Below are 26,921 nucleotides of genomic sequence, written 5' to 3'. Positions count from 1 at the left end.
GGACGGGGACGGCGCCGGGATCCTGTACCGGCAGGCCGCTGACCTTGGCGACACCAGTGCCTTGGTCCGCCTGGTCGAGCTCCGGGAGGAGGTCGGCGATCGGGACGGAGCCGAGTCTCTGGCTCGGCAGGCCGCTGACCGTGGCGACACCAGCGCCCTGATCCACCTGGGCGACCTGTGGGAGGCGGCCGGGGACTGGGAAGGCGCCGCGATCCTGTACCGGCAGGCGGCCGATCACGGCGACAGCGTCGGCCTGCTGGGACTTGCCGAGCTGCGGGAGAAGAGCGGGGACCGGGACGGCGTCGAGTCCTTGGCCCGGCAGGCCGCCGACCTCGGCAACCAGGACACCCTGGTTCGCCTGGCCGAGCTGCGGCAGGAGCTCGGGGACCGGGACGGCGCTGCAGGGTGGTACCGACAGGCGGCTGACCATGGCGACATCAGAGCCTTGCTGCGTCTGGCCGAGCTACGAGAGCAGGACGGGGACTTGCATGGCGCCGAGGTCCGCTACCGGCAGGCCGCGGCTCTCGGCTGCGTCGATGCCCTGATGTGCCTGGGCAACATGCGGGATGTGGTGAGGGACCAGCACGGCGCCGAGGACCTGTACCGACAGTTCGCCGACCACGGCGGCTCCCTCCCGGCGTACCCCTCACCCCTGACGAGCCTGTGGCCACGTGGGCTGGATCCGGACGGCCGGCCGACACCTCGATGGCAGTGATCCAAAAAGCTGATACTCGCAAGCGCGGGCGGTCCGAGGGTTCCTGCATCCTTACGGAGTGTCGTCAAACTGGCGAGGGAAGCGCCTGCGGCCGCTCGCCGCGTTCTACCGTGCTGTCAGTGCCTCGTGAAACCCTGTCACCTCTTCACCTCATCGTGCTCCAGGGGAGAGCCCACATGCAGGATCAGCCCATGCGGTACTGCCTCATCACGCCCGAAGGCGATCTGTCGTTCGACACCGCGACCCTCCCGGAGATACGCATCCGTCTCGGCGCGAACATGGCCGGCGAGACCGGCCTTGAGTGGCTCGACAGCCTCTACCCCGTAGCCGCGTACTACTACGTGCCTTTCGCTCAGGACACGAGGCGCATGAACAAAGCCGCCAACGGAATGTTCTGGGAGCTGAGTGCGCCCGTGGAGCGCGCCGACGACGATGGCGAGCCGGAGGAGCGCGATCCGGCTGACCGTGTCATCAAGATGCGTGGTCCGGTCGCGTTCATCAACCGGTACGCCTGGGGCGTGTCCGAGGAGCAGGAGGCGGCTCTGCGCACGTCGTATACACAGGTGGTTACGCGGCTCAGGGATCGCGGCTGGCTGTAGCCCGACTGCATTACGGCGCCCTCCTGCGTCCGAGGCGGGGGCGCCGCACTCGGTGCCGACTGCACCCCGACTGCGGACGGGCTTTCCCATTTACATCCCCGCCCATCTACCGGAATGATCTTCCCTAGCTCAGAGGAGCCCAGGGGGAAGCATGAACATCACCAGAGCAATCGCAGCAGCCGGTGCAGTCTCGCTCGTTGCGGCCACCGCTGGGGCGTGCGGTAGCAGCGAGCCAGCACCTCGTGTCACCGTAACCACCACCCAGACCGTGACCGCAGCCCCCAGCAGCCCGCCCGCCCAGGACGAAGGCGTTGCACTGAAGATGGGCACCGCTCAGACCCTCCAGGACGATCAGGGCGTCACCTTCACCGTGCAGGCTATGGAGTACCAGCAGCCCTTCAAAGGGCCGCAGCCGGAGAAGCCGGACGCCAGCCTGGGCGGCGACACCTGGGCCACAGTCCGGGCCAAGGTCTGCGACGGCAGCGGGGGACCGCTCATCGTGGACCAGTCTGTCTGGTCATTGAGCTATGTCGATGGCACCAGCATTGCGACGACCGGCCTGAACGGAGGGGACATGCCGAAGCCGGAGTTCCCCGTGGAGAAGACCCTCAGCCCCGGCCGATGCGCGGCCGGCCTGATCTCCTTTCCGGTGCCCGGCAAGAAGAGGCCGGACCGGATCTCGTATCAGCTTGGAGGAAGCTCGCCAATCGAGTGGGCCGTCCGAAAGTAGCGATGCCATCCTGAGGACCCGCACAGCGAGTGTGATGGCCCCGCCGTGCACTGGAGACCTTCCGGGGCGAGGCACGGACCGGCGTCGCGCGGTTGGCAGGATGTTCATGTCCGACTCTGTTGCATTTTCGCCAAGTGAGACACATCACCAATTCAGGTTCGATCTCCACCCGCCCCGCCGTTTCTCGACTGTCGGCCCGGGGGGTCACCTTCTTCTTCTGGCTCGGAGCAGGGCTGTGATCACGGACACGGCGACTGCGGCGAACACCAAGACGAACAGTGCTTGCCCCCAGACCGGCAGGTCGGGGCCGCCGCCGGGTGCGGCGAGCTGGTGGTGGTTCATCGGGGGTCCTCTCGGTGCGGAATTGCCATTGTGTGGGGGCGACCGTCCGGCGGGAAGGTGTGGCTGACGTCGGGTCAGGGTCGTATTTGCGGATGATGGGCCGGTTATGTGCCGAAGAGAGCTGTTCCTCCCCTGAGCCCCTCGCTGACGGGCAACACACGCGATGTGTCGTCGGATTAACGCGCGGAGTACGGGCGGTGTCGCGGCTCGCGACGATCGGTTGCCCTGCGGTAAAGCTGCTATAAGGTGTCGCTGGATCAGGCGTGCGAAGGCGCGCCGATTGTTCGCCCGTTCGGGTACGCGAATCCGCTGCCCGCGGGCATCCCGCGACGGTGAAACGTATACGGCGGCAGCCAAGCCCCTGCGTACTGATCGGCCCGTGACGGGGTCGAGCCGGATCGGCGGGAGGACCCGCCACCCACGAGGAGGAAGCTCAGTGCCGGGACGCGACAAGGGGCCGGACACCGGCCAGGGGCCGGCCGTCACCGGCGAGCCGATCGCCGCGGCACGACCGGTCATCGGCGAGGAGGAGATCGCCGCCGCCGTCCGCGTGCTGCGCAGCGGCCGGGTGGTGCAGGGCCCCGAGGTCGCCGCGTTCGAGGAGGAGTTCGGCGAGCTGGTGGCCGGCCGGCACTGTGTGGCGGTCAACTCCGGCACCTCGGCGCTCCAGCTCACGCTGCTGGCCCTCGGGATCGGACCGGGCGACGAGGTGATCGTGCCCTCCTTCTCCTTCGCCGCCTCCGCCAACGCGGTGCGCCTGGTCGGCGCGGAACCGGTCTTCGCCGACATCGACGCCGACAGCTTCTGCCTCGACCCGGACGCCGCTGCCGCCGCCATCGGCCCGCGTACCGCCGCCATCATGCCGGTCCACCTCTACGGCCACCCGGCCGCGATGGACCGTATCCAGCCGCTGGCCGACGCCCGTGGACTGGCGGTCGTGGAGGACGCCGCGCAGGCGCACGCCGCGGCCCTCGACGGCACCCCGGTGGGGGCGTTCGGCGCGGCCGGCTGCTTCAGCTTCTACCCGACCAAGAACATGCACGCCCTGGAGGGCGGCATGGTCTCCACCGCGGACCCGGCCCTCGCCCGGACCCTGCGCCTGCTGCGCAACCAGGGCATGGAGCAGCGCTACGCCAACGAGATCGTCGGCGCCAACATGCGGATGACCGACGTCTCGGCCGCGATCGGCCGCGAGCAGCTGAAGAAGCTGCCCGGCTGGACCGAGCAGCGGCGCGCCAACGCCAAGGCGCTGGACGCGGGCATCACCACGGTCACCACGCCGCCCGTCGCACCCGGCGCGAGCCACGTCTACCACCAGTACACCGTCCGGATATCCGGCGACCGTGACGCGGCCCAGGCCCGGCTCACCGAGGCGGGCGTCGGCAACGCCGTCTACTACCCGACGCCGATCCACCGCCTGGTGCCGTACGCGAAGTCGGGTCCGTCGGCGTCCCGCGACTGGGACCTGCCGCAGACCGAACGGGCCGCGGCCGAGGCGCTGTCGCTGCCGGTGCACCCGTCGCTGACCCCGGCCGAACTGGACCGGATCATCGCCGCCGTGAACGCGCTGGAGGACGTGCTGTGACCGGGTCGGGTAAGAAGCTGCGCGCCGGACTCATCGGGGTCGGCGCGATGGGACGTCACCACGCCCGCGTGCTGTCCGGCCTCGACGGCGTCGAACTGGTCGCCGTGGTGGACCCGGCCGGGGACCCCGGCGGCGCGGCGCGCGGTGTGCCGGTGGTGGCCACCGTCGCCGAGCTGATCGCGCGCGGGGTGGACTACGCCGTCATCGCCTGCCCGACCGCGCTGCACGAACCGATCGGCCTGGAACTGGCCGAGGCCGGGGTCTGCGCGCTGATCGAGAAGCCGCTGGCCCACTCGGTGGCGGCCGCCGCCCGGCTGGTCGAGGCGTTCGAGTCCCGCGGGCTGGTGGCCGGTGTCGGCCACATCGAGCGGTACAACCCGGCCCTGCAGAGCCTGCGCAAGCGGCTGGAGGCCGGTGAACTCGGCGAGGTCTTCCAGGTCGTGACCCGTCGCCAGGGCCCCTTCCCGCACCGCATCGCGGACGTCGGCGTGGTCAAGGACCTCGCCACCCACGACATCGACCTCACCGGCTGGGTCACCGGCCGCGACTACGTCTCCGTCGCCGCCCGCACCGTCTCCAAGAGCGGGCGGCCGCACGAGGACATGGTCGCCGTGGTCGGCGAGCTGTCCGACGGCACGATGGTCAACCACCTGGTCAACTGGCTCAGTCCGCTCAAGGAGCGGTCCACGGTCGTCACCGGCGACCGCGGCTGCTTCGTCGCCGACACCCTGACCGCCGACCTGACCTTCTACGCCAACGGGGCCGTGGACACCGAGTGGGAGGCGCTGCGCGCCTTCCGCGGCGTCGCCGAGGGCGACATGGTCCGCTACGCGATCGCGAAGCGGGAGCCGCTCCAGGTCGAGCACGAGAAGTTCCGCGACGCGGTGCTCGGCGTGGGCTCCATGGCGGACCTCGTCACCCTCCGGCAGGGGCTGCGGACCGTCGAGGTCTCCGCCGCGGTGCTGGAATCCGCCGAGCGCGGCCTGACCGTGGACTGCGCGCCTGCCCGGGACACCGTGGCCGCGCACTGACCCCGGACCGGACGGCGGGCCGCCCCGCCCGCCGTCCGGAGGCCATCCACCGCGGACCGGTCACGGAGCCGGCGCACTCATCCAGAAAAGGCAGGCAATGGACCCTGAGAACGGCTCCGGGACGCGCGAGCGCCGCGGACGTGTCGTCATGCTGGTGGACAACGGGGTCAACGGTGACTCGCGCGTCCAGAAGCAGGCCCGGTCGGCGGCGGACGCGGGCTGGGAGGTGATCCTGCTCGGCCGCGCGCCGAACGGCAAGGTCGCCTCCTGGAAGCTCGGCGACGCCGACGTCCGGCTGATCGAGGTCGAGGCGCACCTCGACAAGCACCCCATGTACTTCCGGCGTGCCTGGCTGCGCCGCCCGTTCGCGTACCCGCCGTTCCACGTCGCCCGGTACCGCACCGCGCAGGTCGACGCCTGGCACGCCTATCTGCGCGAGCGCCGGACGAAGCTCGACGTCGCCGCACGCGAGGGCGGTTCGCCGCTGCGGATCGCGGTCGGCCGGGCCGCGCTGGTGCCGAGCCGCGGCGGCGCCTTCGTCGCCAAGCGCTGGGTGGCGTTCCGGCGGCACCAGCTGGAGTCCATGCAGCGGGCCAGGCGGCGCCAGGACACCCGGTACGACCGGCTGGTCGCCCGGATGCAGACGGTGCTGCGCGGCGACAGCGCCTGGCGGCGGCTGGAGCCGGGCATGTGGGACTTCGAGCTGGCCTACGGGCCGGTGATCGACCGTCTCAAGCCGGAGCTGATCCACGCCAACGACTTCCGGATGCTCGGCGTGGCCGCGCGGGCGGTCATGCGGGCGCGGGCGCGCGGCCGCTCGGTCAAGCTGGTGTGGGACGCGCACGAGTTCCTGCCCGGTATCAAGCCGTGGAAGGACACCGCCCGTTGGCATCCGGCGGCGGTGGCGATGGAGCGTGAGTACGCACCGGCCGCGGACGCGGTGGTGACCGTCTCGGAGATGCTCGCCGACATGCTGCGCGAGACCCACGGGCTGGCCGGGCGCCCGAGCGTGGTGCTCAACGCGCCGAGCGCCACCGTCGCGCCCGACCTGGCCGCCGAGCCGGTTCCCGACCTCCGCGCGCTGTGCGGGGTGGGCCCCGACGTGCCGCTGATGGTCTACAGCGGCGCCGCGGCCAAGCAGCGCGGGCTCGACATCATGGTGGAGGCGCTGCCCCGACTGGAGGGCGTGCACGCCGCGTTCGTCGTGCTGTACCCGGAGGACGGGTACATGCGCGGCCTGCGGGCCAGGGCCGCCGCGCTCGGTGTCGCCGACCGGATGCACGTACTGCCGTACGTGCCGCACTACCAGGTGTCGAGGTTCCTGGCGGCCGCGGACATCGGCGTCATCCCGATCCACCACTGGCCCAACCACGAGATCGCGCTGATCACGAAGTTCATGGAGTACGCGCACGCCCGGCTGCCGCTGGTGGTCAGCGACGTGAAGACGATGGGCGGCGTGACCGAGTCCACCGGGCAGGGCGAGGTGTTCCGCGCCGAGGACCTGGAGGACTTCGTGCGCGCGACGAAGGCGGTGCTGGCCGACCCGGCGCGGTACCGGGCGGTGTACGACCAGCCCGGCCTGCTCGACCAGTGGACATGGGAGGCGCAGGCCGAGATCCTCGACGACCTGTACGCCGATCTGCTGGACCGCCCGCGCCTGGAGCGCCTGGCGGAGCAGCCCGAACCCGCACAGACCGGAGTCAGATCGTGAGCGAATCCGCACCGGCCGCGGAACCCGTCGTCCCCGCCGGGCCCGATGTCACCGTCGTCGTCGCCGTGTACAACACGATGCCGTACCTCACCGAGTGCCTGGACTCCCTGGTGGCGCAGAGCATCGGCCTGGACCGGCTGGAGGTCGTCGCCGTCGACGACGGGTCGACCGACGACAGCCCGAAGGAGCTGGCCCGGTTCGCGGCCGCGCACCCCGGCGTCTTCCGGGTGATCACCCAGGAGAACTCCGGCGGCCCGGCCGCCCCCAGCAACCGGGCGCTCGACGTGGCCACCGGCCGCTACGTGTTCTTCCTCGGCTCCGACGACCACCTGGGCCCCGAGGCGCTGGAGCGGATGGTGGCCGCCGCCGACGAGCACGGCACCGACGTCGTCGTCGCCAAGATGGTCGGCGTGAACGGGCGTTGGGTGCCCCAGGCGGTGTTCGAGCGCACCCGGCACGACGCGACCCTCCGCAACTCCCCGCTCCCGTGGGCGCTGTCCAACACCAAGCTCTTCCGCCGCGCGCTGATCGAGAAGCACCACCTGCGCTACCCCGAGGACCTGCCGATCCTCAGCGACCAGCCGTTCACCCTGGAAGCCTGCTTCCGCGCCGAGGGCATATCGATCCTCGACGACTACGACTACTACTTCGCGGTCCGGCGCGGCGACGAGGGCAACGTCACCTATCGCGGCAGCCTGGAGCACCGGCTGACCGGCACCGAGCGCATCATGCGGCTCACCGAGCGGTTCACCGAGACCGAGGACGAGCGCTACGGCCTCAACCGCCGCCACCTCACCAGTGAGATGTCCTTCGTGCTGGGCTACCGGCTGCTGGCCGCCGAACCCGACGTACAAGAGCGGATCATGGCGGGGGCCCGGCCGCTGCTGACGGACTTCGCCACCGACGCGCTGCTCGGCCGACTGCCGCTCACCGACCGCGTCCACCTGACGCTCGCCCGCTCCGGCGCCTTCGACCTGCTGCTGAGCACCCTGCGCTTCGAGGCGGAGCACGGCGGCGCCGAGCAGGTGGACGAGAAGAAGCTGCCGCTCACCGTCGTCGACGGCCGCGCCCACCTCGCCTACCCCTTCGTCGGCGACGCCCGGTTCGCCGACCTCACGGCCCTCGTCGACCGCACCCGCGCCGCGGTACGCGGACTCGGCAAGGCGCGGGCGTCCTTCGTCACCGACGCCACGGGCCCCGCCCTGATGCTGACCGCTGACACGCCGGTACCGAGCTACGGCGGCCTCGTCCGCTCCGCGTCCCTGGGCTGCGAGCGCAAGCCCGCGGGCGGCGTACCGACCGGCCTGGACTGCCAGGTCGAGTACGCCCCGGCCGACGGCGGCACCCGGCTGAGCACCCGTGTCCCGCTCGCCCCGCTGCTCGCCGCCGCGTCCGCCGGGCGTACCGCCTGGTCGCTGCGCTGGCGGCTGGACACCACCGACGGCGAGCTGCCGGTCCCGGTGGCCACCGGGACCGGCACCACCGGTGGCCCGGCGTCCGTGCGGCTGCGGCGCGGCCTGCACCTCTACCGCGCCTCCGCGACCGTCGAGTCCGACGGGACGCTCACCTTTGTCCTGAACCCCATCCGGCTGCGCCGGGTGATCGCTCAACGCCTGCGTCGGCTGCGGGCCACCGGAAGGAAATAGCAGTGCAGATCTGTGTCGTCGCCCTGGGCAAGATCGGGCTGCCGCTCGCGGTCCAGTTCGCCGCCAAGGGCCACCGGGTGATCGGTGCCGACGTCAACGAGAAGGTCGTCGAGCAGGTCAACGCCGGGGTTGAACCGTTCCCCGGCGAGGCCGAACTCGACATCCGGCTCAAGCAGGCGGTGGAGAGCGGCCTGCTGACCGCGACCACCGACACCACCGCGGCGGTCCGCGAGGCGGACGCCGTCGTGGTCGTCGTCCCGCTGTTCGTGGACGCCGACGGCGTCCCGGACTTCGGCTGGATGGACTCCGCCACCCGCGCCATCGCCGCCGGTCTGCGTCCCGGCACCCTGGTGTCGTACGAGACGACGCTGCCGGTCGGCACCACCCGCGACCGCTGGGCGCCGATGCTCGCGGAGGGCTCCGGCCTGACCGCCGGTGAGGACTTCCACCTGGTCTTCAGCCCCGAACGGGTGCTGACCGGACGGATCTTCGCCGACCTGCGCCGCTACCCGAAGCTGGTCGGCGGCATCGACGAGGCGTCCGCCGCGCACGGCGTCCGCTTCTACGAGTCGGTGCTGGACTTCGACGAGCGCCCCGACCTCGCGCGCCCCAACGGCGTCTGGGACCTGGGCTCCGCGGAGGCGTCGGAGCTGGCGAAGCTCGCCGAGACCACCTACCGCGACGTCAACATCGGGCTGGCCAACCAGTTCGCGCGCTTCGCCGACCAGGCGGGCATCGACGTCACCAAGGTCATCGAGGCCTGCAACACCCAGCCGTACAGCCACATCCACCAGCCGGGCATCGCCGTCGGCGGCCACTGCATCCCGATCTACCCGCGGATGTACCTGTGGAACGACCCGCAGGCCACCGTGGTCCGCTCGGCGCGCGAGGCGAACGCCGCCATGCCGCTGTACGCGGTGGACCTGCTGGCCGCCGCGTACGGCGACCTGACGGACGCCGCGGTGCTGGTGCTCGGCGCCGCCTACCGGGGCGGGGTGAAGGAGACCGCCTTCTCCGGCGTCTTCCCGACCGTCCAGGCGCTGCGGGAGCGCGGCGCGGTGCCGTACGTCTCCGACCCGATGTACACCGCGGACGAGCTGGCCGCGCTCGGCCTGCCGCCGCACCGCGGGGAGGCCGTCACGGCCGCCGTCCTGCAGGCCGACCACGCGGAGTACCGCGAGCTCGCGCCGTCAGACCTTCCCGAGGTGCGCGTCCTGGTCGACGGCCGCCGCACCACCGACCCGGAGCGCTGGCAGGGCGTGCGCCGGGTGGTCATCGGCGGCTGAGTCCGCACCGCCCGCACGGTGCCGGGCCCGCTCCAGCAACAGGGGCAGGCCCAGCACCGTCGGCACCCACATGAGCACCCCGAGCCGGTCCGCCTCCTGGACCAGCGGGTGCGCGGCCACCTGCACCACGCCCACCAGGGCCGTGGCCGCCGCGAACCAGCCCAGCCCCCGGCCGTGGCGGGCCAGCGCCCAGCCCGCGAGCAGCGTGGGCACCACGTAGACCGGCATCGTGGCCTGCTCGCCGATCCAGTGCGCCCAGTAGCGGACGTCGAGATCGATCAGCCGCCCCCAGGGGTCCGCCACGTCCGGGGACGCGAAGTGCCGGGTGAAGGTGTCCTGGAGCGTGGTGGCCGACGACGGCAGGGCCAGCGCGGACATCGCCGCGCCGGTCGCCACGGCGCCCAGCGCCGCCAGCCCGGCCAGCAGCGTCGTACCGTGGTGCCGCAGCCGCGAACCGGCCCAGCAGGCCACCGCCGCGGCCGCCAGCAGCCCGGCCAGGACCAGCGCCGTGGAGTAGCGGGTGACCGCGCACACCCCGAGCGCCACCACCAGCAGCGGCGCCCCGGTCCACGGCCGCCGCCCGGTCAGCAGCACCGCGGCCCACACCGCGCCGAGGACGCACAGCGTCACCAGGCCCTCGCTGAGCGCCTGAAGACTCCAGCGGGCCAGCGGGGTGGCGAGGAAGACCAGCTGCCCGCAGAGCGCGGCCGGTGGCGTCAGCCCCGCGGAGCGCAGCAGCCCGACCACCAGCAGCGAGCAGCCCGCCGCGGTCAGCAGCCCCAGCGTCCGCATGCCGTCCGCCACGCCGAAGGCGCCCACGAAGGGCGCCGCCAGCAGCGGATAGCCGGGACGGGAGGAGAAGATGGCCTGGTAGCGGGGGTCGGCGGTGGTGATGTCCGGTGCGTCCGCCCAGCGGGCCACACAGTCGGCCGCGCTCATCGTGCCGGTGGGCAGCGGCGCGCCGTCGAGCGGCGCCAGATCGGCGGTCGCCCGCGCCGCGTCCGCCCGGGTACGGCAGAAGGCGTCCAGCGCCTCCCGGTGCGCCTGCTCCCTGCTCTGCCCGGCGAACTGCTCCGCCGACCGCGCGTACCGGTACGAGTCCGGGTACAGCGACCACTGCCCGCCCGCGGTGAACTGCAGCAGTACGAAGACGACGGCCACGGCGGCGGCGAGCGGCCACGCGCGGGCGGTCAGCGCCCGCGACGCGGCGGCGGCCCGGCTCGCACCGGGTGCCGTTCGCGGCACCGTCATGACGCGTCGGCCGCGCCCTCGGGTCCGGCCGGGGTGAGCACCCCGGCCCGCTCGGTGTAGCGCTCCCCGGTCCGCGGGCACTGCCATGTCCCCGGCTCGTCGGCGCTCTCGACGAGCCGCTCGCCCGCCCGGCCGACCCAGCCGATACGGCGGGCCGGGACCCCGGCGACCAGCGCGAAGTCCGGGACGTCCCGGGTCACCACGGCCCCGGCCGCGACCAGCGCCCAGCGCCCGATGGCGACCGGCGCCACGCACACCGAGCGGGCGCCCAGCGACGCCCCCTCGCCTACGGTCACACCCACCGCTTCCCAGTCACCGCCGCGCTTCTGCTTGCCCTCGGGGTCGACCGAGCGCGGGTACTGGTCGTTGGTGAGCACCGCGGCGGGGCCGACGAACACCCCGTCGCCCAGCACGGCCGGCTCGTAGACCAGCGCGTAGTTCTGGAGCTTGACGTTGTCACCTATCCGTACGCCGGTGCCGACGTAGGCGCCGCGCCCGATCACGCAGCCCGCGCCGAGCACCGCCTGCTCGCGGATCTGGGCGAGTTCCCAGACGGTGGTGCCTGCCCCCAGCTCCGCGGTGGCGTCGACCTGGGCGGTGGGCTTGACCGTGTAATCCACAACTGCGCCTTTCCGAAAACGCTCCTTGATCGGCCGAGCATACGGCGCGCCGCCGACACCGGCTGCTTTGCCCGGCCTTTACGGCCCCGCGTGCGAGGGGCGGCCGTGTGCGTCACGGCTCCGCGTCCTGCCGGAGGTTCCGGCTCAGCATCGTCGCCCCCAGCAGGGTCAGGGTGTGGATGACGGAGTTGCCGTGGCGGTGGCTGGTGATGAGGCCCGCGTCCCGGAGGGCCGTGGTGTGGTGGGTGGCGGTGGCGGGGGTCACCCCGGCGCGGTGGGCGGCCTCGGTGGTGGTGGCTCCGGCGGCGGTGGCACGCAGGACCGTCGCCCGGGCCCGGCCGAGGAGGACCTCCAGGGAGGGGGAGCCCGGCGTCGCGCGGGGTGGCTCGTGGTGCAGGGAGTAGATGAGGACGGGGGGCAGCGTCGGGTCGGCCAGGGAGACCGGGCCCTTCCAGCAGAAGTACGAGGGGATCAGCAGCAGCCCGCGGCCTTCCAGGCGGATGTCGTGCTCCGTCGGGTAGGCGCCGATCTCCAGCCGGGGATGACGCCAGCGGACCGTCGGGCCGAGTCCGCCGAGCAGGCCCTCGGTGCCGCCGTCGAGCAAGTGCCGGGCCAGGCGCACGCGTTCGCTGTGGACGCCCTCGTGCATCCACTCCTCGTGGGGCTCGATCACGGTGCGGTGGTAGGCCCGCAGGACGCTCACCAGCTCCTCGCGCGCCCCCTTCTCCGGCAGCCGGGCCAGGTGGGGCGGGATACGTCTTATCCGGGACAGGGCCGCCAGCTCCGCCGCCACCCGGGCCGGGGGAGTGGCCAGGATCGCCGTCAGGCCCGCTTCCAGACCGGCCGCACCCTCCACCGGGGTGAGGAAGTCCGGCCAGTACGACGCCCGGGGATAGAGCGGAAGCAGGAGTCGGCGTACCGCGCTCTCCAGCCCGGCCTCCCGTAACCGCTCGCGGGCCGTGCGGTACCAGGCCGCGTACGCCCAGCGGCCCGCCGGGGTCTGGAAGCGGTGGAGGCTCGCGGCGATCTCCCACAGCGGGTGCGGGGCGGCGGCGACCCGGGTCCGGGCCAGATCCTCGGCCGAGAAGTGGAAGCGAAGCACGCTCAACACCCTTTCCACCGGCGTCATTTGACCCTCTTCGAATGAGCATGACAGCCGAAAGCACACACCGGAGCATGAACTCGCTCCGCCGCACCGATCCCCGAGGCACCACCCGCACCTTCCGCATGTCCCCAGCCGTACGACGAACGGACACCGAAGGAAACCGATGGCGAAGATCCTCACCCACCCGGCCGCGGCGGCGGCCCTGCTCGCGGCCCTCGCCGTCTCGGCGCCCGCCACCGCGTCGGCCGCACCGGCCAACGCCTCAGCCACTGCCACCAGTTGCTACGGCGGTGCCGTCACCGTCAGCTATGGCGACGCCGTCGAGTTCGGCCCCTACACCACCACCTCCCGCTGCGCCGACATCAACCTCCGCATGGTCAGCGGTGACGCCGAATTCGTCTGGGCCTGCGTGAAGTTCACCCGCGTCGGCGAGTGCAACTACTGGACCAAGGTCGGCCGGAGCTGGAAGACCATCGCCACCGACGTCAAGGACGGCAGCAAGTTCACCGTGCCGCTCGGCGTGGACCTCGAAGGCTCCTCCGCGCGCGTCCAGATCGCCTTCTGAACCCCCCTCTCTCCCCAAGTGATCGGACCCGACATGACCCGCACCCGGAGAACGGCGGCCGTCCTCGCCGCCACGACCGCGCTCCTCGCCGCCGGTGCCACCGCGCCCGCCGTCGCCCAGCCCGAGCAGGCCGCCGCCGCCACCTCCTGCTACGGCGGCGCCAAGTCCCTCACCTACCGCTACTCCACCGCCGCGGTCGAGTACGGCACCTACACCACCACCTCGCGCTGCTCCGACATCAACATCAAGCTCAGCAGCTCGGCCACCGGCTTCCTGGACGCCTGCATCGTCTTCGTGGACCACACCACGCTGTGCAACCACGACAACACCTACTCGACGTTCGGCCCCCAGTGGGCGACCGTCGCCACCGACGTCAAGGACGGCACCCGCTTCAAGCTGCGCGTGCACGCCTACGACACCGACGCCCAGAACGTCCCGTTCCAGCTCGCCTTCTGACCACCTGTACAAGGGAGTTCACGATGACCTTCGCTCCGAACCGCCGCACCATCCTGCGCGGCACCCTTGCCGCCACCGCGGGCATCTTCGCCGGGCCCGTCCTGCTCTCGGGCAGCGCGCAGGCGTACAACTGGACGCGCACCATGAACCAGGGCGCCACCGGCGCCGATGTCACCGAGCTGCAGATCCGGGTGGCCGGCTGGGCGGCGGACTCCGCCTCGCAGTCGCGGGTGGGCATCGACGGCGACTTCGGTCCGGGTACGGCCGCCGCGGTGCGCCGCTTCCAGGCCGCGTACGGCCTCTCCGCCGACGGCAGCGCCGGGCCCGCGACCCAGGCGCAGCTCAACGCCCTGGAGCAGTCGGACGGTTCGACCGCACACTTCAACTGGACCGAGTTCTACGACCGTTCGAGCGGCAACTTCAACGGCGGCAAGGTGAGCGCGGCCGCCGTCAAGGAGAACGCCCGGCGGGCCATGTACAAGCTGGAGGCGCTGCGCAAGAAGCTCGGCAACGTGCCGATCACCGTCAACTCCGGCTTCCGCAGCATCGCCCACAACGCCGAGATCGGCGGCGCCAGCGACAGCATGCACCTGTACGGCACCGCGGCCGACCTCGACGTGCCCGGCGTCGCCAACCGCACCGTCTACCAGAAGGCCGAGACCTGCGGCTTCTCCGGCCTGGAGCGGTACGACGTCGACCACCAGCACGTCGACAGCCGCGCCGACCTCGGCCGTTCCTGGTGGTGGGAGAGCGGCACCATCTGAAGCCGCCGCAGCCCGGGGCCGGGGACCGCACGAGGTCCCCAGCCCCGCCCGCACCCCCACCGCCCCCACCCGGAAGGTCACACCCCCATGCCCCGCATACCCCTGGGCCGCGCGGCCCTCGCCGGTCTCGGCACCCTGGCCGTGATCGCCGCCGCCGTGCAGCCCGTCAGCGCCGCACCCCGGACGGACAGAGCCGAGGGCCCCGTCGCCCGCGCCTTCAGCAGCGCGGCGGCCGAGTACGGCGTCCCGCGCGACCTCCTGATCGCCCTCGGCTACAGCGAGACCCACCTCGACGGCCACCACGGCCTGCCCAGCCAGGCGGGCGGCTACGGCGTGATGCACCTGGTCAGCAACCCCGACCAGCACACCCTGGAGCTGGCGTCCCGGCTGACCGGCGACACCGCCCGCGAACTGCGCACCGACACCGCCGCCAACATCCGCGGCGGCGCCGCCGTCCTGCGCTCCTACGCCGACCACGCCGGACTGAGCGCGGCCGAGCGCCACGACACCGACACCTGGTACCCGTTCCTCGCCCGGTACGGCGGCGCCACCGACCCCGCCACCGCCAAGCTCTACGCCGACACCGTCTACACCTTCCTGGCCCAGGGCGTCACCGCCCGCGCCGAGGGCGGCGAGAAGCTGACCCTGCCCGCCCGCGAGGTCGCCCCCGAGCGCGGCAGCCTCGCCCCGGCCGCGCAGAGCCCCGACTACCCCTCCGCCCTCTGGGTCCCGGCCAACTCCGCCAACTACGCCGTCGGCCGCACGGCCGCCATCAGCAAGGTCGTCATCCACGTCACCGAGGGCTCGTACGCCGGGACGATCAGCTGGTTCCAGAACCCGTCGGCGCAGGTCAGCGCGCACTACGTGGTGCGCTCCTCGGACGGGCAGATCACCCAGATGGTGCGGGAGAAGGACACCGCCTGGCACGCCCGCTCCGGGAACGCGACCGGCGTCGGCATCGAGCACGAGGGGTACATCGACAACCCGAGCTGGTTCACCGACGCGATGTACCGCTCCTCCGCCGCGCTGACCGCCTCCATCTGCGCCCGCTACGGCATCCCCAAGGACCGCGCGCACATCGTCGGCCACTCCGAGGTGCCCGGCAACGACCACACCGACCCCGGTCCGAACTGGAACTGGACCTACTACATGCAGCTGGTCGGCGGCAGCACCGGCGGCGGCGAGGTCCAGCTCAGCTTCCCGTCGTACGACACCCTGCGCTCCGGCTCCACCGGCGCCCAGGTCTCGGCCGCGCAGTCGCTGCTCAACGCGCAGGGCTTCGACGCGGGCACCGTCGACGGCAGCTTCGGCACGAAGACCGTCTCCGCCGTGACCGCCTTCCAGAAGGCCCGCGGGCTCGGCGCCGACGGTGTGGTGGGCGCCCGTACCTGGACCGCGCTGCTCTCGGCGGGCAGCACGCCCGCGCTCGGCCAGGGCAGCACCGGCGCCGCCGTCCAGCGCCTCCAGCGGGCGCTGACCGCCGCGCTCGGGCGGACGATCACGGCGGACGGCGACTTCGGCTCGGGCACCGGACAGGCCGTGCGGGACTACCAGACCAGCCGCTCGCTCGGCGTCGACGGTCAGGTCGGACCGGCCACCTGGGGCGCGCTGCAGGCCGGACGCTAATAGCCTGGGAAGGCACGTGCGGGGGGAGCCGCCCGTACCTTCCGATCCAGGTGGGGGGCGTTCGGAGCATCGCCCATGACCACTACGCGCACCTTCCGATCCGACCGTGCCACGGACCGCACCGGCCTCGGCGCCGCCGCCGACTGGGGGCTGCTGTTCATCAGAATCACCTTCGGCCTGGTGATGGCGGCCCACGGGGCGCAGAAGCTGTTCGGGATCTTCGGCGGGCAGGGGCTCACCGCGACCGGCAAGGGGTTCGAAGCCATCGGCTACCGGCCGGGAAAGGTCTTCGCCACCATCGCGGGACTGTCCGAACTGGTCGGCGGCCTCGGCCTGGCCGTCGGGCTGCTGACGCCCCTGGCCTGCGCCGCGCTGATCGGCGTCATGATCAACGCGATGGCGCTGGTCACCGGCGCGCACGGCCTGTGGGCGTCGGACGGCGGGCTGGAGTACAACCTCTGCATCGCCGCCGTCGCCCTCGGCATCGCCGCGACCGGCCCCGGCCGCCTCTCCCTCGACCGCTTCTTCCCCTGGGGCCGGGGCGGCTGGTGGTCGGCCGCCCTGGCCCTCGGCCTGGGCGGCATCGGCGCGGCGATCACCCTCAGCTTGTAGACACAGCGGGGTTGCTCAGCCGACGATCGCGACCGGGGCGTCCCACGCGTCGCGGTCCACCGTGATCGTGTAACCGCCGCGCGTCTCCTTGCTGTTGACCATGTACTGGTGGGCGCGGCTGTGGTCGGTGAACTGCTTCGGGTTCCAGGGCCAGTCGGCCGTGGTGGTGTCCTTGCCGTCCCACAGGGCGTACCAGAGGTTGCCCGGCAGGTCGGTCCGGTCGGTGGCGGTGGCGACCGCCTTCGCGCTGGAGCTGGTGAAGCCGTAGTAGCCCGCGCGGTACACCTTGCCCCGCAGCGTCTTGCTGAAGGAACGGACGTACGTCAGCACGGCGTCGTTGCACGCCTTGTTCGCGGTGTCGTACGGCTCCATGTCGAGGTAGACCGCGCTGCCCGCCTTCATGCCGAGCGCGGACGCCTTGGCCACCGCGTCCTTGGCGTCCGCCGCGCCGAGGGAGGCCGCGTCGGCGGCGGTCATCTTCTCCGGGTTGGCGCTCTTCTGGCAGGGCGGCTGGGCGCCGACGTAGAGCGGGATCAGCTTCCAGCCCATGGAGTTGACCGACTTCACCCAGGACGCGGTCAGGTTCGGCTGCGCGCAGCCCCGGTTCTTGCCCCCGATGTAGACGGCGGCGGCGCCGTAGTAGCCCGTCGACTTCCACGCCTTCATCGCCGCGGCGGACGGCGCCGTGCAGGTGTCGAAGGCGCGGCCGGTGAAGGTCTTCTGCGCGGGCCAGACCGTGGCCGCGCTGGACGCCTGCGCCGCGATACCGGCACCGGCGACTACGGCGACACCGGCGGTGGCCCAGGCGAGGTAACGGCTCTTCTTGGACAGCCGATGGCTGGACATCCCCACCCCAGATGCTCATGCCCCCCGGCACGCGAAAGGGCGCGGCGAGGGGCGAACGATGTGACTTCCGGTACGGCGGTCGCCCGGTTGCGGGACCGCTGACGCACGAAGTGACAGCACTCTAATGGAAGGGGTGTGCGAGGGGATGTGCGCCCGGTGTGCCGGTTTCCGTCAACTGGCCCGGAGAACGGGGTGATCGCATTCTTTTCGCCGGGCGGGCTTGGGGCGGTCGCGTTCTGGGCACCGTCCTCCTACCGGTGTTCGGTGTCGGTTGGGAGGAGGGTGACGTGGAGCGTCAAATTCGGGTACGGGTCAGTCGTCGGCCTGCGGCTCCGCGGGGCCAGGAGATCGACCGCAGGACGCCCTCGGGTCGCGTCCTGCCCTACTGAGACTCCGGCGCGGGCCTCAGGCGGCCAGCGGGGTCAGGACCAGCGGAGCGATCCGTCCCTCCAGCATCTCGCCCAGGCCCTGCACGGCACAGATGTCGGGGCGTTCCGCGATGTGCACCGGGATGCCGATGGCCTCCTGGAGCATCTGGTCCAGGCCCGGCAGCAGCGCGGTGCCGCCGACCATCATGATGCCCCGGTCCACCAGGTCGGCCACCAGGTCCGGCGGGCAGTCCCGGAGCACCTTTCCGATGCCGTCCAGGACGGCCAGCAGCGGGGTGTGGATCGCGGTGCGCATCGCCGCCGTGTCCACCCGTACGCTGCGCGCCAGGCCCGTGGCCACGTCCCGGCCGTGGATCTCGGTGGACACCGGGCCCTGCGGGGTCAGCCCGTTGTCCGACAGGGCGATCTGCAGCGGCCGCACCGACTGGCTGGGCAGCATCAACTCGTGCTTGTGCCGCAGGTGTTGCACGATCGCCCGGTCCACCGCCTCGCCGCCCACCGGAATGCGCTCGGCCGTGACGATCGAGCCCAGCGACAGCACCGCCACCTGGGTCGCCGCCGCCCCGCACACCATGACCATGGTGGCTTCGGGGCGTTCCACCGGAAGCCCGCAGCCGACGGCCGCCGCGATCAGCGTGTCCACCAGCTCCACCCGCCGCGCGCCGAGCCCGACCAGCGTCTCGATCGTCGCCCGCCGCGCCAGCGGGTCCGCCTCGTGCGGGGTGCACGCCGCCGCGCGGAGCCGGGGCTTGCGGCGCAGGGCGCGGCGCATCTTGTCGCCGAGCAGATGCCGCAGCATGCGCTGCGCCATCTCGATGTCCACGACGGTGCCGCCGGACACCGGCCGCACCACACGGATGTACTGCGGGGTGCGCCCGGTCATCTGCTCCGCGAAGTCACCGACCGCGATGAGCGCGCCGGTACGGGTGTTCACGGCCGCCACCGAGGGCTGGTCGACGACGAGTCCGGCGCCCTTCACATAGACGCGGGTGCGGGCCGCGCCCAGGTCGACGGCGAAGTGGCAGCGGCCCAACTGCTCCAGGCTGACGGTCACGGCAGTTCCTCCCGAGTGCGCTGACCATGGGCGGCCGCCGGATTCGGGGCCTCAGTGGAATCCTGCGCGGGCACCGGCGGGGGTGCCTTCTGGAGGGGGCCGGGCGGGGCGCCGCTGAATGGGGGGTTTCGGCGCGACCATGCCGTGTCGGGCTGGCCCTCGGGGGCCGGGAGTGTCAGCGGGACGGGGGTGTCAGCGGGACGGGGGTGTCAGCCGGTCCGGGGGTGTCAGCGCCCGCTTCATGATCTTGCCCATGTCGTTGCGGGGGAGCGCGGGGAGCAGATGCAGCACGCGGGGCCGCTTGTGCGGGGCCAGGCGGGCGGCCACCTGGTCGGCCAACTCGGTGAGCGTGGGCGAGCTTTCGGGGTCCGACGGCACCACCCAGGCCACCACCCGCTCGCCCAGGTCCGCGTCCGGCTCCCCGGTGACGGCCGCCTCGGCAACCGCCGGGTGCTCCAGCAGCGCGTTCTCGATCTCGCCCGCCCCGATCTTGTAACCCCCGCTCTTGATCAGGTCGGTGGCCTTCCGGCCGACGATCCGGACGTACCCGTCGGCCTCCCGCACCGCCACGTCCCCGGTGCGGAACCAGCCGTCGGCCGTGAAAGCGGCCTCGGTGGCGTCGGGCCGGTTCAGGTACCCGGTGAACAGGTTCGGGCCGCGCACCTGGATCTCGCCCACGCTCTCCCCGTCCCGCGCGGTCAGCTCGGTGCCGTCCTCCTCCACCAGCCGCAGCTCCACCCCGGACAGCGGCACGCCCACGGTGCCCGCGCGGGCCTCGCCGTCGACGCGTACGGAGGTGTTCATCAGGGTCTCCGTCATGCCGTACCGCTCGATCACCCGGCGTCCGGTCGCCGCCGCGATCCGCTCGTGGTCGTGCACGGGCAGGGCGGCCGAGCCCGAGACCAGCAGCCGGGCCCGGCCGAGGGCCTTCGCCAGCTCGGGGTCGGACGGCAGGGCCTCGGCCAGCCGGTGGTACATCGTGGGCACCCCGAACACCATGGTCGCGCCGTCGTTCAGCTCGCGGGTCACGCCCTCGGGGGAGAAGCGGCCCAGATGCCGTACCGAGCCGCCGCGCCGGAGCGGGCCGAGGACGCCGAGGACGAGTCCGTGCACATGGAACAGGGGCAGACCGTGCACCAGCACGTCGTCCCCGGTCCACCGCCAGGCGTCGGCCAGCGCGTCCAGGGTCGCGGCGAGCGCCCGGCGCGGTACGACGGCACCCTTCGGCGGGCCGGTGGTGCCGGAGGTGTAGACGATCAGCGCCGGGTCCTCGTCCCCGTGGGTGTCCTCGGGGACCTCGCCGGTGCCGGAGACCTCCAGCCGGGGCAGGTCCGCGAGTACGGGCGGGAGTTCGGCACCCGGCGCGGCCAGCACCAGCGCCGGTTCGCTGTCGGCGAGGATGTGCGCCAACTCCCCTTCCCCCGACCTCGGGTTGAGCGGCACGGCGGCCGTCCCGGCGAGCAGCGCCCCGGTCACCGCCACGGCGGTCTCCAGCTCGGGCGTCGCCCACACCGCGACCCGGCCGACACCCCGGAGCCGGGCGGCGACCGCCCCGGCGGCCGAGGCGAGTTCCGCGTACGTCAGCGAACGGGCGCCGAAACGCAGCGCGGTGCGTCCGGCCGCCAGGGGGTCCGTCAGGGCGGGAAACAGGGAGGACACGCGGGACTCCTTCGCTGCCGGGTACGACAGCCCCTTCCTACCCCACGATTCCCACCACACAGCTCACGTTGTCCGGCCCGCCCGCCGCGTCGGCCGCGTCGACCAGCGACCGCACGGCCGTCTCCGGGTCCTGGGCGGCGGCGAGCAGGTCCCCGATCCGGTCGTTGGGCACGACACCGGTCAGGCCGTCCGAGCAGAGCAGGTAGCGGTCGCCGGGGAGGGCCTCGTGCAGCCGGAGGTCGGGGTCGGAGTCGGCGCCCAGGGCCTTCAGCAGCAGCGACCGCTCCGGGTGGCTCTCGGCCTCCGCCGGGGTGAGGCGGCCCTCGTCCAGCAGGGACTGCACCACGCTGTGGTCGTGCTGGGTCATCTGGATTCCCTTCGTGAAGAACCAGTTCCTCGCTTCGGCACCGACGCTGGGGCTTCACCGAAGGGGAAGGTCAACAGGGGTGTCCCGGTTCCGGGGCGGTTGCTAGCCTCGCGAGCACCGAGCCGACGCAGACGACCAGGGAGCCCGCCGTGCCGCGTATAGCCCTCGCCACCTACGACCCCGGCACCGAGCCGAGCAAGGACCCCGATCTGGCCGGTCTGGTCGCGGAGTTGCGCGCGGCGGGCGCCGACGCGGAGGCCCGGTTCTGGGACGACCCGGACGCCGACTGGGCCGCCTACGACCTCGTCCTCATCCGCTCCACCTGGGACTACGTCTGGCGCACCGCCGAGTTCCTGGCCTGGGTGGACCGGGTCGACGCGCTGACCCGGCTGCTCAACCCGGTGGACGTGGTGCACTGGAACGTCGACAAGCGCTACCTGGGCGAACTGGCCGCCGCGGGCGTGCCGACCGTCCCCACCCGCTACCTCCCGCCCGGCGCCGAACCGGACCTGCCGACCGGGCACGAGTACGTGATCAAGCCCGCCTCGGGCGCTGGAGCCCGGTACGCGGCCCGGTACGCCCCCGGGGAACGAGAGCTGGCGGTACGGCAGTTGGCGCACATGCACGCCGAGGGCCTGACCGCGATGGTGCAGCCGTACATGCGGAGCGTCGACCGGCACGGCGAGCGTGCGCTCCACTTCTTCGGCGGGCGCCTGCTGCACGCCAGCAGCAAGGGTGCCGTCCTCGTCTCCGGCACGCCCTTCGACGCCGCCAAGACCGCCCACCCGAGCCTGGCGAAGTGGCAGCCCACCGCCGCCGAACTGGACGTGGCCGAGCGGGCGTTGGCGGCGGTGCCCGGCGGTGCCGAGCGGCTGCTCTACGGCCGGGTCGACCTCATCGACGGCGAGGACGGGGAGCCCTGCGTGCTGGAGCTGGAACTCACGGAGCCCCACCTCTTCCTCGAAGTGCACCCGGAGTCCCGGCCCCGCATCGTCCAGCTCATCATCGAGGCAGCCAAGGGAAGTTGAGGGCTCAGTCCCGCAGTGCCGTCCGCTGGAGCAGCCCCCAGGTGAACTCGGCGGCCATCGCGTGCGGTTCCCCGTCCCGGTCCGGTGCGGTGAAGGCGAGCGCCTGGCGGCTCGGGGCGGTGCCCTGGATCGGGCGGGCCGGGGCGAAGGCGGCGGCCACCTCCTCCAGGGTGCAGGACCACGGGGTGAGGTCCTCCAGTGTGCGCAGTTCGGGAGCCGGGGCGTCCGGGGCGCGCACCAGCCACTCGTTCCAGACCGCCCCGCCCTCCCCGACCAGCACCTCGAAGCGCAGGTCCGGCCAGAGGGGCAGCGCCCACCGCCACGCCTCGCACTCCAGGTCGCCGACCCGGCGCGGCTCGACCGACTCCGGCTCGCCCAGCACCGCGCGGTACCGGGTCGCGGCAGCCCGTGACCTGGGCGAACGGGCCATCGCCTGCCAGTGTTTGTTCGCCTCCCGCATCTCGGTCGCCGAGGCACCGAGCCGCCTGCGGGCGTCCTCCGCCAGCTCCGGATTGTGGTCGGCCATGCGGCGCAGCAGCACCAGGGAGAAGTCGAGAGCCATGCTCCCCATGGTGCCCGGCACGTGGGCGACCGTTGCCCGTGCGACCCGCGCTGACTAGCCTGTGTTCGCCCCACCGGTCACCGGTCGGGGTATCGAACACGGGCCGCCGTGCCCGTAGAGCAGGCAAGGAGGCCGGACGTGGGACGCCTCGTGCCCGCCGTGACGCGGGCCTTCGACATCCTGGAGCTGTTCCTCGACGGGGACGGCACCCTCTCCGCACCGGACATCGTGCGCCGACTCGACCTCCCGCGCACCACCGTGCACGAACTGGTCACCACCCTCGCCGCCCGCTCCTACCTGGTACCGGTACCGGGACAGCCCGGCCGGTACCGGCTCGGCGTGCGCCCGTACCAGCTCGGCAGCCGGTACGCCGAGCAGCTCGACCTCGCCGCCGAGGGCCGGGAGGTCGCCCGCGGCGTCGCCGAGACCTGTGACGAGACGGTCCACGTGGCGCTGCTGGAGGACACCGACGTCATCTACATCGCCAAGGTCGATTCCACGCACGCGGTCCGCATGGTCTCCGCGGCCGGGCGCAGGCTGCCCGCGCACTGCACGGCGGTCGGCAAGATGCTGCTGGCCTCGCTGCCCGCGCCGGAGCTGGCCGCCCGCGTCCCGGACGGCGCCGAGCTGGCCGCGATGACCCCCGACAGCCTCACCGACCCCGGCGAACTGCGGGACGCCCTCGCCGAGATCCGGCGCCGGGGCGTCGCGGTGGAGCGCCGCGAGTCCAACCCGGACGTGAGCTGCGTGGCCGCGCCCGTCCGCGACCGCACCGGGCGCGTGGTCGCCGCGCTGTCCATCTCGGTGCCGACGGTCCGCTGGAGCGAGGAACGCCGTACCGAACTGGAGGCACTGGCCGTCCGGGGCGCCGCCGAACTCTCCGCGCGGCTCGGCCACCGGGAGGCGGCGTGAGCGGCTACGAGGTCGCCGTCGCGGCCCAGGCCGAACTGGGCGAGGGCCCCACCTGGGACCCGGCCACCGGCCGCCTGCTCTGGGTGGACGTTCTGGGCAGCCGCGTGCACACCTACGACCCCGCCACCGGCCGCCGCACCGTCCGCACCACCGGCCAGCACGTCGGCGCCGCCAAGCCCCGCACCCACGGCGGCCTGGTGCTCAACCTGCGCGACGGCGTCGCCCTCCTCGACCCCGACGGCGCCTTCCGCTGGCTGCACCGCGACCCGGTACCCGACCGCCGCGCCAACGACGCGGCCGTCGCCCCCGACGGCTCCCTCTGGGCCGGCACCATGCGCTACGACGAGGCCACCGGCGGCGGCACCCTGACCCGGCTGACCGGCGACGGCACGGCCGAGACGATCCTCGCGGACGTCACCGTGAGCAACGGCATCGGCTGGAGCCCGGACGGCACCCTCATGTACTACGTCGACAGCCCCACCCGGCGCGTCGACGTCTTCGACCACGACGGCGACGGCGTCGTGGTCGAACGGCGCACCCTCGCCGTGATCGAGGACGGCGCGGGCTTCCCGGACGGGCTGACCGTCGACGCGGCGGGCTGCGTCTGGGTGGCGCTGTGGGACGGCGGAGCGGTCCGCCGCTACACCCCCTCCGGCGCCCTGGACCGCGAGATCCGGCTGCCGGTCCCGCGCACCACGGCCTGCGCCTTCGGCGGCCCCGACCTGACCGACCTGTACATCACCACCGCCCGCGTCGGCCTCACCACGCCCACCCCGCTGTCGGGTTCGGTCCTGGTGGTGCCGGGGGCGGGGGAGGGACTGCCCCAGCCGCCGTTCGCGGGCTAAGGGCTAGGCGAGTCCCGCCGCCTTCCGCTCCTCCGTGGTCAGGGGCGGTCCGGACAGCGGCGGGCGCAGCGGGCCCACGGCGGCCGCCAGCAGCATGCGCGGCGCGAGCAGCGCCTCCGCGCCCGCCTCCAGCGAGGTCACGTCGGTGACCCGGCGGGCGACCCGGCCGTTGCCCGTGGCGGTGACCAGCAGCCGCCCGACGTACGCGGCGAGCAGCCGGTCCCGGACCGTCGGGCCGGTCGGGGTGGCGCCGGGGTAGAACACGTCGGTGCCGATCGCCAGGTCCCAGGCGGTGCGCACCGTACGGCCCACCGCCCGCTGCGCCCGCCGGGCCAGGCCGGGCGCACCGAGGCCGCCCCGCCGCAGCACCGTGTCCCGCAGGGCGAGCGCCGACCGGGCCGCTACCGACATGCCGTGCCCGTACACCGGGTTGAGCGCGCACAGGGCGTCACCGAGGACCACGAACCGCTCCGGCCACTGGGGCAACCGCTCGTAGAACACCCGCCGGTTGGCGGTCGTCCGGGTGACCGTGACGTCGGTCAGCGGTTCGGCGTGGGTGAGCAGTTCACCGAGCAGCGGATGGCGCAGGCCCTCGTGCGCGTAGCGGAGGAACTCGGCCCCGGTGGACGGGGGTTCGTCGGTGCGGCCGCTGATCAGGGTGACCAGCCACTTGCCGTCCTCGATGGGCAGCAGCGCCCCGCCGTGCCCGATGCGCGAACCCCGCTGGTCCGGCTCGATGTTGACCACCGGGAAGCCGTCCCGCGCCCCCTCCGGCGCCCGGAACAGACGGCTGGCGTACGCCAGTCCGGAGTCGACCTCCCGGCGCTCCGGCTCGGGCAGGCCCAGCCCCGCCAGCCAGTGCGCGGCGCGGGAGCCGCGCCCGGTGGCGTCCACGACCAGGTCGGCGTCCAGGGTGCGTTCGGTGCCGTCGACGCGCACCCGCACCCCGGTCACCGCCCGGCCGGTACCGGTCGGGCCGAGGGCCTCGGCGCGGTCCAGCAGCTCGACCGCGCCGTCCGCCAGCACCCGTTGCCGGACCACCCAGTCCAGCAGGTCGCGGCCCGCGGGCAGCATGAACGCCGACTCCGGCCAGCGCCGGTACCAGCCGTGCGCCGACAGTGCCACCATGTCCGCGGTCATCGGCACCCGGCGCACCCCGGCCGCGCTCAGCGCCGCCCGCGCACCCGGCAGCAGCTCCTCCAGCGCGCGGGCACCGCCCGACCACAGCTGGTGGACATGGCGGGCCTGTGGCAGTCCCTTGCGCGGCTCGGGTCCCGCGGGCAGCGCGTCCCGCTCCACCACCGTGACACGGGCGCCCGTGGCGGCCAGCGCGCGGGCCGCGAGCAGACCGGCCAGGGAGCCGCCGAGCACGACGGCCGTGGGCTTCACTTCACTCATGTGCACAGGCGCTCTCTGCTGGGTCGGCGGCCGCACGGGCGCGGACCGCCGCGATCTCTTCGGGACGGCGGAGGGCTCGGGAGACGGCCCCGATCTCCTGGAGCAGGTCGGTGGTGTCCGGCGTAGCCGCCGTCACGGGCGGCTCCGGCATACGCCGCTTGGCCTCGACCGCGTCCAGGATGGTCACCGCCGAGGCCAGCTCCCGCGCCCGCCCGGGTGCGTGGCCGAGGTCCAGTGCGGCGGCGTACGCGCGGGCGCCGAGGGCGGTGTCGAGGTGCCGGGCCAGCGGCAGCAGCACGTCCCGGATGAACGTCTCGCGCCGGGTCAGCCGCAGCTCCGGCGCCGCCCGCAGCACGAACGGCACGCCCTCCCCGGCCGACGCCCGCATCAGCAGGTACAGCGGGCGCAGTTCGCGGTGCGCGAGCCGGACCCGCCAGCGGTCACGGGCGTACTGACCGGCGTGCGGCAGGATGAAGCCGACCGCGATCAGGATGGCGGACAGCGCGGCGACCGGCGGCGCGAGGTCGGTGCTCAGCCAGTCCAGATCGCCGCCCAGCCAGCGCGCGCCGACCGCGACCAGCTTGACCGCGTCGAAGGTCAGGTTCAGTACGTAGCCCGCGCCGAGCAGCTTCAGCCCCCAGCGCAGCCAGGCGTCCAGCCCCTCGGCGCGCACCCAGTTCCACAGCAGCCGCGCGGTGATCAGACAGGCCACGGCGTGCGCGCAGAGGTACAGCAGGATCTCCTCGCGCATGAACGGGGTGGTGGCGTAGTAGGTGTCCAGGTCCCGCAGCCGCTCCACCGGCACGTCGGCCAGCAGGAACAGCGCCCACAGGGCGGCGATCACCCCGCTGTACACCGACACCACCCGGCGCCGGGCCCGCCGGGTGACGGCCGAGCGGTCGGCCGGGCCGTTGCGCCAGGTGATGATCAGCAGCAGACAGGAGCCGCTGAACGCCATGAGCAGCGAGTAGCACCAGGGTGCGGAGATGTTGGGCACGCCGGTCAGCCGGTTCACCCGGGCGATGGTGGACGGCGAGCAGAACACGAAGACCGCACTGGCCACCAGCAGCAGACCGCCGACCGCGCGCAGCAGCGGGTCCCGCCACAGCCGGATGATCGTGGGCAGCTTGATCACCAGCGCGATGCTCAGCACCGCCGCCGGAATCCAGAAGGAGATCGAGAAGTCCCGCAGGGTGGCGGCGGGTTCCATGGCCGCC

At 73.0% G+C, this 26,921-nt stretch carries 25 protein-coding genes and 1 pseudogene; 16 read left to right on the top strand and 10 right to left on the bottom strand.

Going from position 1 to position 26,921, the window contains the following annotated elements; genetic code table 11:
* From ACIPPM_RS10160 to ACIPPM_RS10125, 8 genes are all read left to right on the top strand, one after another.
* Positions 1 to 715, top strand: a 715-nt coding sequence (locus tag ACIPPM_RS10160) for a tetratricopeptide repeat protein (RefSeq protein ID WP_401445373.1), incomplete at its 5' end; no start/stop codon positions are given.
* 176 nt (positions 716 to 891) lie between these two features.
* Positions 892 to 1,314 carry a hypothetical protein gene (locus ACIPPM_RS10155; RefSeq protein ID WP_401445370.1) on the top strand — a complete coding sequence of 141 codons (423 nt, stop codon included), beginning with the start codon at positions 892 to 894 and terminating at the stop codon, positions 1,312 to 1,314.
* A 151-nt stretch (positions 1,315 to 1,465) separates the two neighbouring features.
* Complete coding sequence (locus tag ACIPPM_RS10150; protein ID WP_401445367.1) at positions 1,466 to 2,044, top strand: DUF4352 domain-containing protein; 579 nt, start codon at positions 1,466 to 1,468, stop codon at positions 2,042 to 2,044.
* 778 nt (positions 2,045 to 2,822) lie between these two features.
* Complete coding sequence (locus tag ACIPPM_RS10145; protein WP_401445364.1) at positions 2,823 to 3,971, top strand: DegT/DnrJ/EryC1/StrS family aminotransferase; 1,149 nt, start codon at positions 2,823 to 2,825, stop codon at positions 3,969 to 3,971.
* Between the two features lie 47 nt (positions 3,972 to 4,018).
* On the top strand, positions 4,019 to 5,002 hold the full coding sequence (locus ACIPPM_RS10140) for a Gfo/Idh/MocA family protein (RefSeq protein ID WP_401446404.1): 984 nt from the start codon (positions 4,019 to 4,021) through the stop codon (positions 5,000 to 5,002).
* A gap of 97 nt (positions 5,003 to 5,099) precedes the next feature.
* Entirely contained in the window at positions 5,100 to 6,713 is a 1,614-nt protein-coding gene (locus ACIPPM_RS10135; protein WP_401445361.1) for a glycosyltransferase family 4 protein, read from the top strand.
* Positions 6,710 to 8,359, top strand: a complete 1,650-nt coding sequence (locus tag ACIPPM_RS10130) for a glycosyltransferase family 2 protein (protein WP_401445358.1) — start codon at positions 6,710 to 6,712, stop codon at positions 8,357 to 8,359. Before ACIPPM_RS10135 ends, ACIPPM_RS10130 begins: the two co-directional genes overlap by 4 nt.
* Before the next feature lie 2 nt (positions 8,360 to 8,361).
* Complete coding sequence (locus ACIPPM_RS10125) at positions 8,362 to 9,645, top strand: nucleotide sugar dehydrogenase (RefSeq protein ID WP_401445355.1); 1,284 nt, start codon at positions 8,362 to 8,364, stop codon at positions 9,643 to 9,645.
* Here the strand turns inward: ACIPPM_RS10125 and ACIPPM_RS10120 are convergent.
* The 3 genes from ACIPPM_RS10120 to ACIPPM_RS10110 all read right to left on the bottom strand — a co-directional run bounded on the left by ACIPPM_RS10120 (position 9,550) and on the right by ACIPPM_RS10110 (position 12,618).
* Complete coding sequence (locus ACIPPM_RS10120; protein ID WP_401445353.1) at positions 9,550 to 10,896, bottom strand: hypothetical protein; 1,347 nt, start codon at positions 10,894 to 10,896, stop codon at positions 9,550 to 9,552. The genes ACIPPM_RS10125 and ACIPPM_RS10120 overlap by 96 nt on opposite strands.
* The gene (locus ACIPPM_RS10115; protein ID WP_401445351.1) at positions 10,893 to 11,516 is read right to left on the bottom strand and encodes an acyltransferase; all 624 of its coding nucleotides are present in this window, start codon (positions 11,514 to 11,516) and stop codon (positions 10,893 to 10,895) included. Before ACIPPM_RS10115 ends, ACIPPM_RS10120 begins: the two co-directional genes overlap by 4 nt.
* Positions 11,517 to 11,628: 112 nt before the next feature.
* On the bottom strand, positions 11,629 to 12,618 hold the full coding sequence (locus tag ACIPPM_RS10110) for an ArsR family transcriptional regulator (RefSeq protein WP_401446401.1): 990 nt from the start codon (positions 12,616 to 12,618) through the stop codon (positions 11,629 to 11,631).
* A gap of 166 nt (positions 12,619 to 12,784) precedes the next feature.
* Here ACIPPM_RS10110 and ACIPPM_RS10105 point away from each other — a divergent pair, with 166 nt between their 5' ends.
* The 5 genes from ACIPPM_RS10105 to ACIPPM_RS10085 all read left to right on the top strand — a co-directional run bounded on the left by ACIPPM_RS10105 (position 12,785) and on the right by ACIPPM_RS10085 (position 16,644).
* Entirely contained in the window at positions 12,785 to 13,186 is a 402-nt protein-coding gene (locus ACIPPM_RS10105; protein ID WP_401445348.1) for a hypothetical protein, read from the top strand.
* A 33-nt stretch (positions 13,187 to 13,219) separates the two neighbouring features.
* Positions 13,220 to 13,642: a hypothetical protein gene (locus tag ACIPPM_RS10100; RefSeq protein ID WP_401445345.1), complete on the top strand. Its 423-nt coding sequence runs from the start codon at positions 13,220 to 13,222 to the stop codon at positions 13,640 to 13,642.
* Positions 13,643 to 13,665: 23 nt separating this feature from the next.
* Entirely contained in the window at positions 13,666 to 14,406 is a 741-nt protein-coding gene (locus ACIPPM_RS10095) for a D-Ala-D-Ala carboxypeptidase family metallohydrolase (RefSeq protein ID WP_401445343.1), read from the top strand.
* Between the two features lie 87 nt (positions 14,407 to 14,493).
* The gene (locus tag ACIPPM_RS10090) at positions 14,494 to 16,032 is read left to right on the top strand and encodes an N-acetylmuramoyl-L-alanine amidase (protein ID WP_401445340.1); all 1,539 of its coding nucleotides are present in this window, start codon (positions 14,494 to 14,496) and stop codon (positions 16,030 to 16,032) included.
* 75 nt (positions 16,033 to 16,107) lie between these two features.
* Positions 16,108 to 16,644: a DoxX family protein gene (locus ACIPPM_RS10085; RefSeq protein ID WP_401445338.1), complete on the top strand. Its 537-nt coding sequence runs from the start codon at positions 16,108 to 16,110 to the stop codon at positions 16,642 to 16,644.
* 15 nt (positions 16,645 to 16,659) lie between these two features.
* Here ACIPPM_RS10085 and ACIPPM_RS10080 read toward each other — a convergent pair whose 3' ends face one another.
* The 4 genes and pseudogenes from ACIPPM_RS10080 to ACIPPM_RS10065 all read right to left on the bottom strand — a co-directional run.
* Positions 16,660 to 17,490 carry a glycoside hydrolase domain-containing protein gene (locus ACIPPM_RS10080; RefSeq protein ID WP_401445336.1) on the bottom strand — a complete coding sequence of 277 codons (831 nt, stop codon included), beginning with the start codon at positions 17,488 to 17,490 and terminating at the stop codon, positions 16,660 to 16,662.
* A 405-nt stretch (positions 17,491 to 17,895) separates the two neighbouring features.
* Positions 17,896 to 18,933 (bottom strand): rod shape-determining protein, encoded by a 1,038-nt coding sequence (locus ACIPPM_RS10075; protein ID WP_393598785.1) that lies wholly within the window; start codon positions 18,931 to 18,933, stop codon positions 17,896 to 17,898.
* Positions 18,934 to 19,125: 192 nt separating this feature from the next.
* Complete coding sequence (locus tag ACIPPM_RS10070; protein ID WP_401445333.1) at positions 19,126 to 20,592, bottom strand: acyl-CoA synthetase; 1,467 nt, start codon at positions 20,590 to 20,592, stop codon at positions 19,126 to 19,128.
* A 37-nt stretch (positions 20,593 to 20,629) separates the two neighbouring features.
* Positions 20,630 to 20,950, bottom strand: a pseudogene (locus tag ACIPPM_RS10065) (PP2C family protein-serine/threonine phosphatase); the annotation flags it as partial.
* Positions 20,951 to 21,108: 158 nt separating this feature from the next.
* Here ACIPPM_RS10065 and ACIPPM_RS10060 point away from each other — a divergent pair.
* A complete protein-coding gene (locus ACIPPM_RS10060) occupies positions 21,109 to 21,987 on the top strand; it encodes a RimK family alpha-L-glutamate ligase (RefSeq protein WP_401445331.1) in 879 nt (292 codons plus the stop codon).
* A 4-nt stretch (positions 21,988 to 21,991) separates the two neighbouring features.
* On the opposite strand, the gene ACIPPM_RS10055 is transcribed toward ACIPPM_RS10060, so the two are convergent.
* On the bottom strand, positions 21,992 to 22,549 hold the full coding sequence (locus tag ACIPPM_RS10055) for a hypothetical protein (protein WP_401445328.1): 558 nt from the start codon (positions 22,547 to 22,549) through the stop codon (positions 21,992 to 21,994).
* 138 nt (positions 22,550 to 22,687) lie between these two features.
* Here ACIPPM_RS10055 and ACIPPM_RS10050 point away from each other — a divergent pair, with 138 nt between their 5' ends.
* Both ACIPPM_RS10050 and ACIPPM_RS10045 read left to right on the top strand, forming a co-directional pair.
* Entirely contained in the window at positions 22,688 to 23,461 is a 774-nt protein-coding gene (locus tag ACIPPM_RS10050) for an IclR family transcriptional regulator (protein ID WP_401445326.1), read from the top strand.
* On the top strand, positions 23,458 to 24,306 hold the full coding sequence (locus ACIPPM_RS10045; RefSeq protein WP_401445324.1) for an SMP-30/gluconolactonase/LRE family protein: 849 nt from the start codon (positions 23,458 to 23,460) through the stop codon (positions 24,304 to 24,306). The genes ACIPPM_RS10050 and ACIPPM_RS10045 overlap by 4 nt, the downstream gene beginning before the upstream one ends.
* A gap of 3 nt (positions 24,307 to 24,309) precedes the next feature.
* On the opposite strand, the gene ACIPPM_RS10040 is transcribed toward ACIPPM_RS10045, so the two are convergent.
* Complete coding sequence (locus ACIPPM_RS10040) at positions 24,310 to 25,704, bottom strand: NAD(P)/FAD-dependent oxidoreductase (RefSeq protein WP_401445321.1); 1,395 nt, start codon at positions 25,702 to 25,704, stop codon at positions 24,310 to 24,312.
* On the bottom strand, positions 25,697 to 26,914 hold the full coding sequence (locus ACIPPM_RS10035) for an MAB_1171c family putative transporter (RefSeq protein ID WP_401445319.1): 1,218 nt from the start codon (positions 26,912 to 26,914) through the stop codon (positions 25,697 to 25,699). The genes ACIPPM_RS10040 and ACIPPM_RS10035 overlap by 8 nt, the downstream gene beginning before the upstream one ends.
* Between the last annotated feature and the right edge of the window lie 7 nt (positions 26,915 to 26,921).

This window comes from Streptomyces sp. NPDC090119 (assembly GCF_044747085.1).
In the GTDB taxonomy this organism is placed as follows: Bacteria; Actinomycetota; Actinomycetes; order Streptomycetales; family Streptomycetaceae; genus Streptomyces.
This window is presented reverse-complemented; position numbering and strand designations above follow the sequence as displayed.

What these genes read in the sequence shown, in the direction of transcription:
- ACIPPM_RS10140 (WP_401446404.1), top strand. Translation starts at nt 4,019, where the DNA reads ATGGGACGTCACCACGCCCGCGTGCTGTCCGGCCTCGACGGCGTCGAA.
- ACIPPM_RS10095 (WP_401445343.1), top strand. Translation starts at nt 13,666, where the DNA reads ATGACCTTCGCTCCGAACCGCCGCACCATCCTGCGCGGCACCCTTGCC.
- ACIPPM_RS10080 (WP_401445336.1), bottom strand. Translation starts at nt 17,490, where the DNA reads ATGTCCAGCCATCGGCTGTCCAAGAAGAGCCGTTACCTCGCCTGGGCC.
- ACIPPM_RS10150 (WP_401445367.1), top strand. Translation starts at nt 1,466, where the DNA reads ATGAACATCACCAGAGCAATCGCAGCAGCCGGTGCAGTCTCGCTCGTT.
- ACIPPM_RS10105 (WP_401445348.1), top strand. Translation starts at nt 12,785, where the DNA reads ATGGCGAAGATCCTCACCCACCCGGCCGCGGCGGCGGCCCTGCTCGCG.
- ACIPPM_RS10040 (WP_401445321.1), bottom strand. Translation starts at nt 25,704, where the DNA reads ATGAGTGAAGTGAAGCCCACGGCCGTCGTGCTCGGCGGCTCCCTGGCC.
- ACIPPM_RS10090 (WP_401445340.1), top strand. Translation starts at nt 14,494, where the DNA reads ATGCCCCGCATACCCCTGGGCCGCGCGGCCCTCGCCGGTCTCGGCACC.
- ACIPPM_RS10035 (WP_401445319.1), bottom strand. Translation starts at nt 26,914, where the DNA reads ATGGAACCCGCCGCCACCCTGCGGGACTTCTCGATCTCCTTCTGGATT.
- ACIPPM_RS10085 (WP_401445338.1), top strand. Translation starts at nt 16,108, where the DNA reads ATGACCACTACGCGCACCTTCCGATCCGACCGTGCCACGGACCGCACC.
- ACIPPM_RS10055 (WP_401445328.1), bottom strand. Translation starts at nt 22,549, where the DNA reads ATGGCTCTCGACTTCTCCCTGGTGCTGCTGCGCCGCATGGCCGACCAC.
- ACIPPM_RS10100 (WP_401445345.1), top strand. Translation starts at nt 13,220, where the DNA reads ATGACCCGCACCCGGAGAACGGCGGCCGTCCTCGCCGCCACGACCGCG.
- ACIPPM_RS10135 (WP_401445361.1), top strand. Translation starts at nt 5,100, where the DNA reads ATGGACCCTGAGAACGGCTCCGGGACGCGCGAGCGCCGCGGACGTGTC.
- ACIPPM_RS10155 (WP_401445370.1), top strand. Translation starts at nt 892, where the DNA reads ATGCAGGATCAGCCCATGCGGTACTGCCTCATCACGCCCGAAGGCGAT.
- ACIPPM_RS10120 (WP_401445353.1), bottom strand. Translation starts at nt 10,896, where the DNA reads ATGACGGTGCCGCGAACGGCACCCGGTGCGAGCCGGGCCGCCGCCGCG.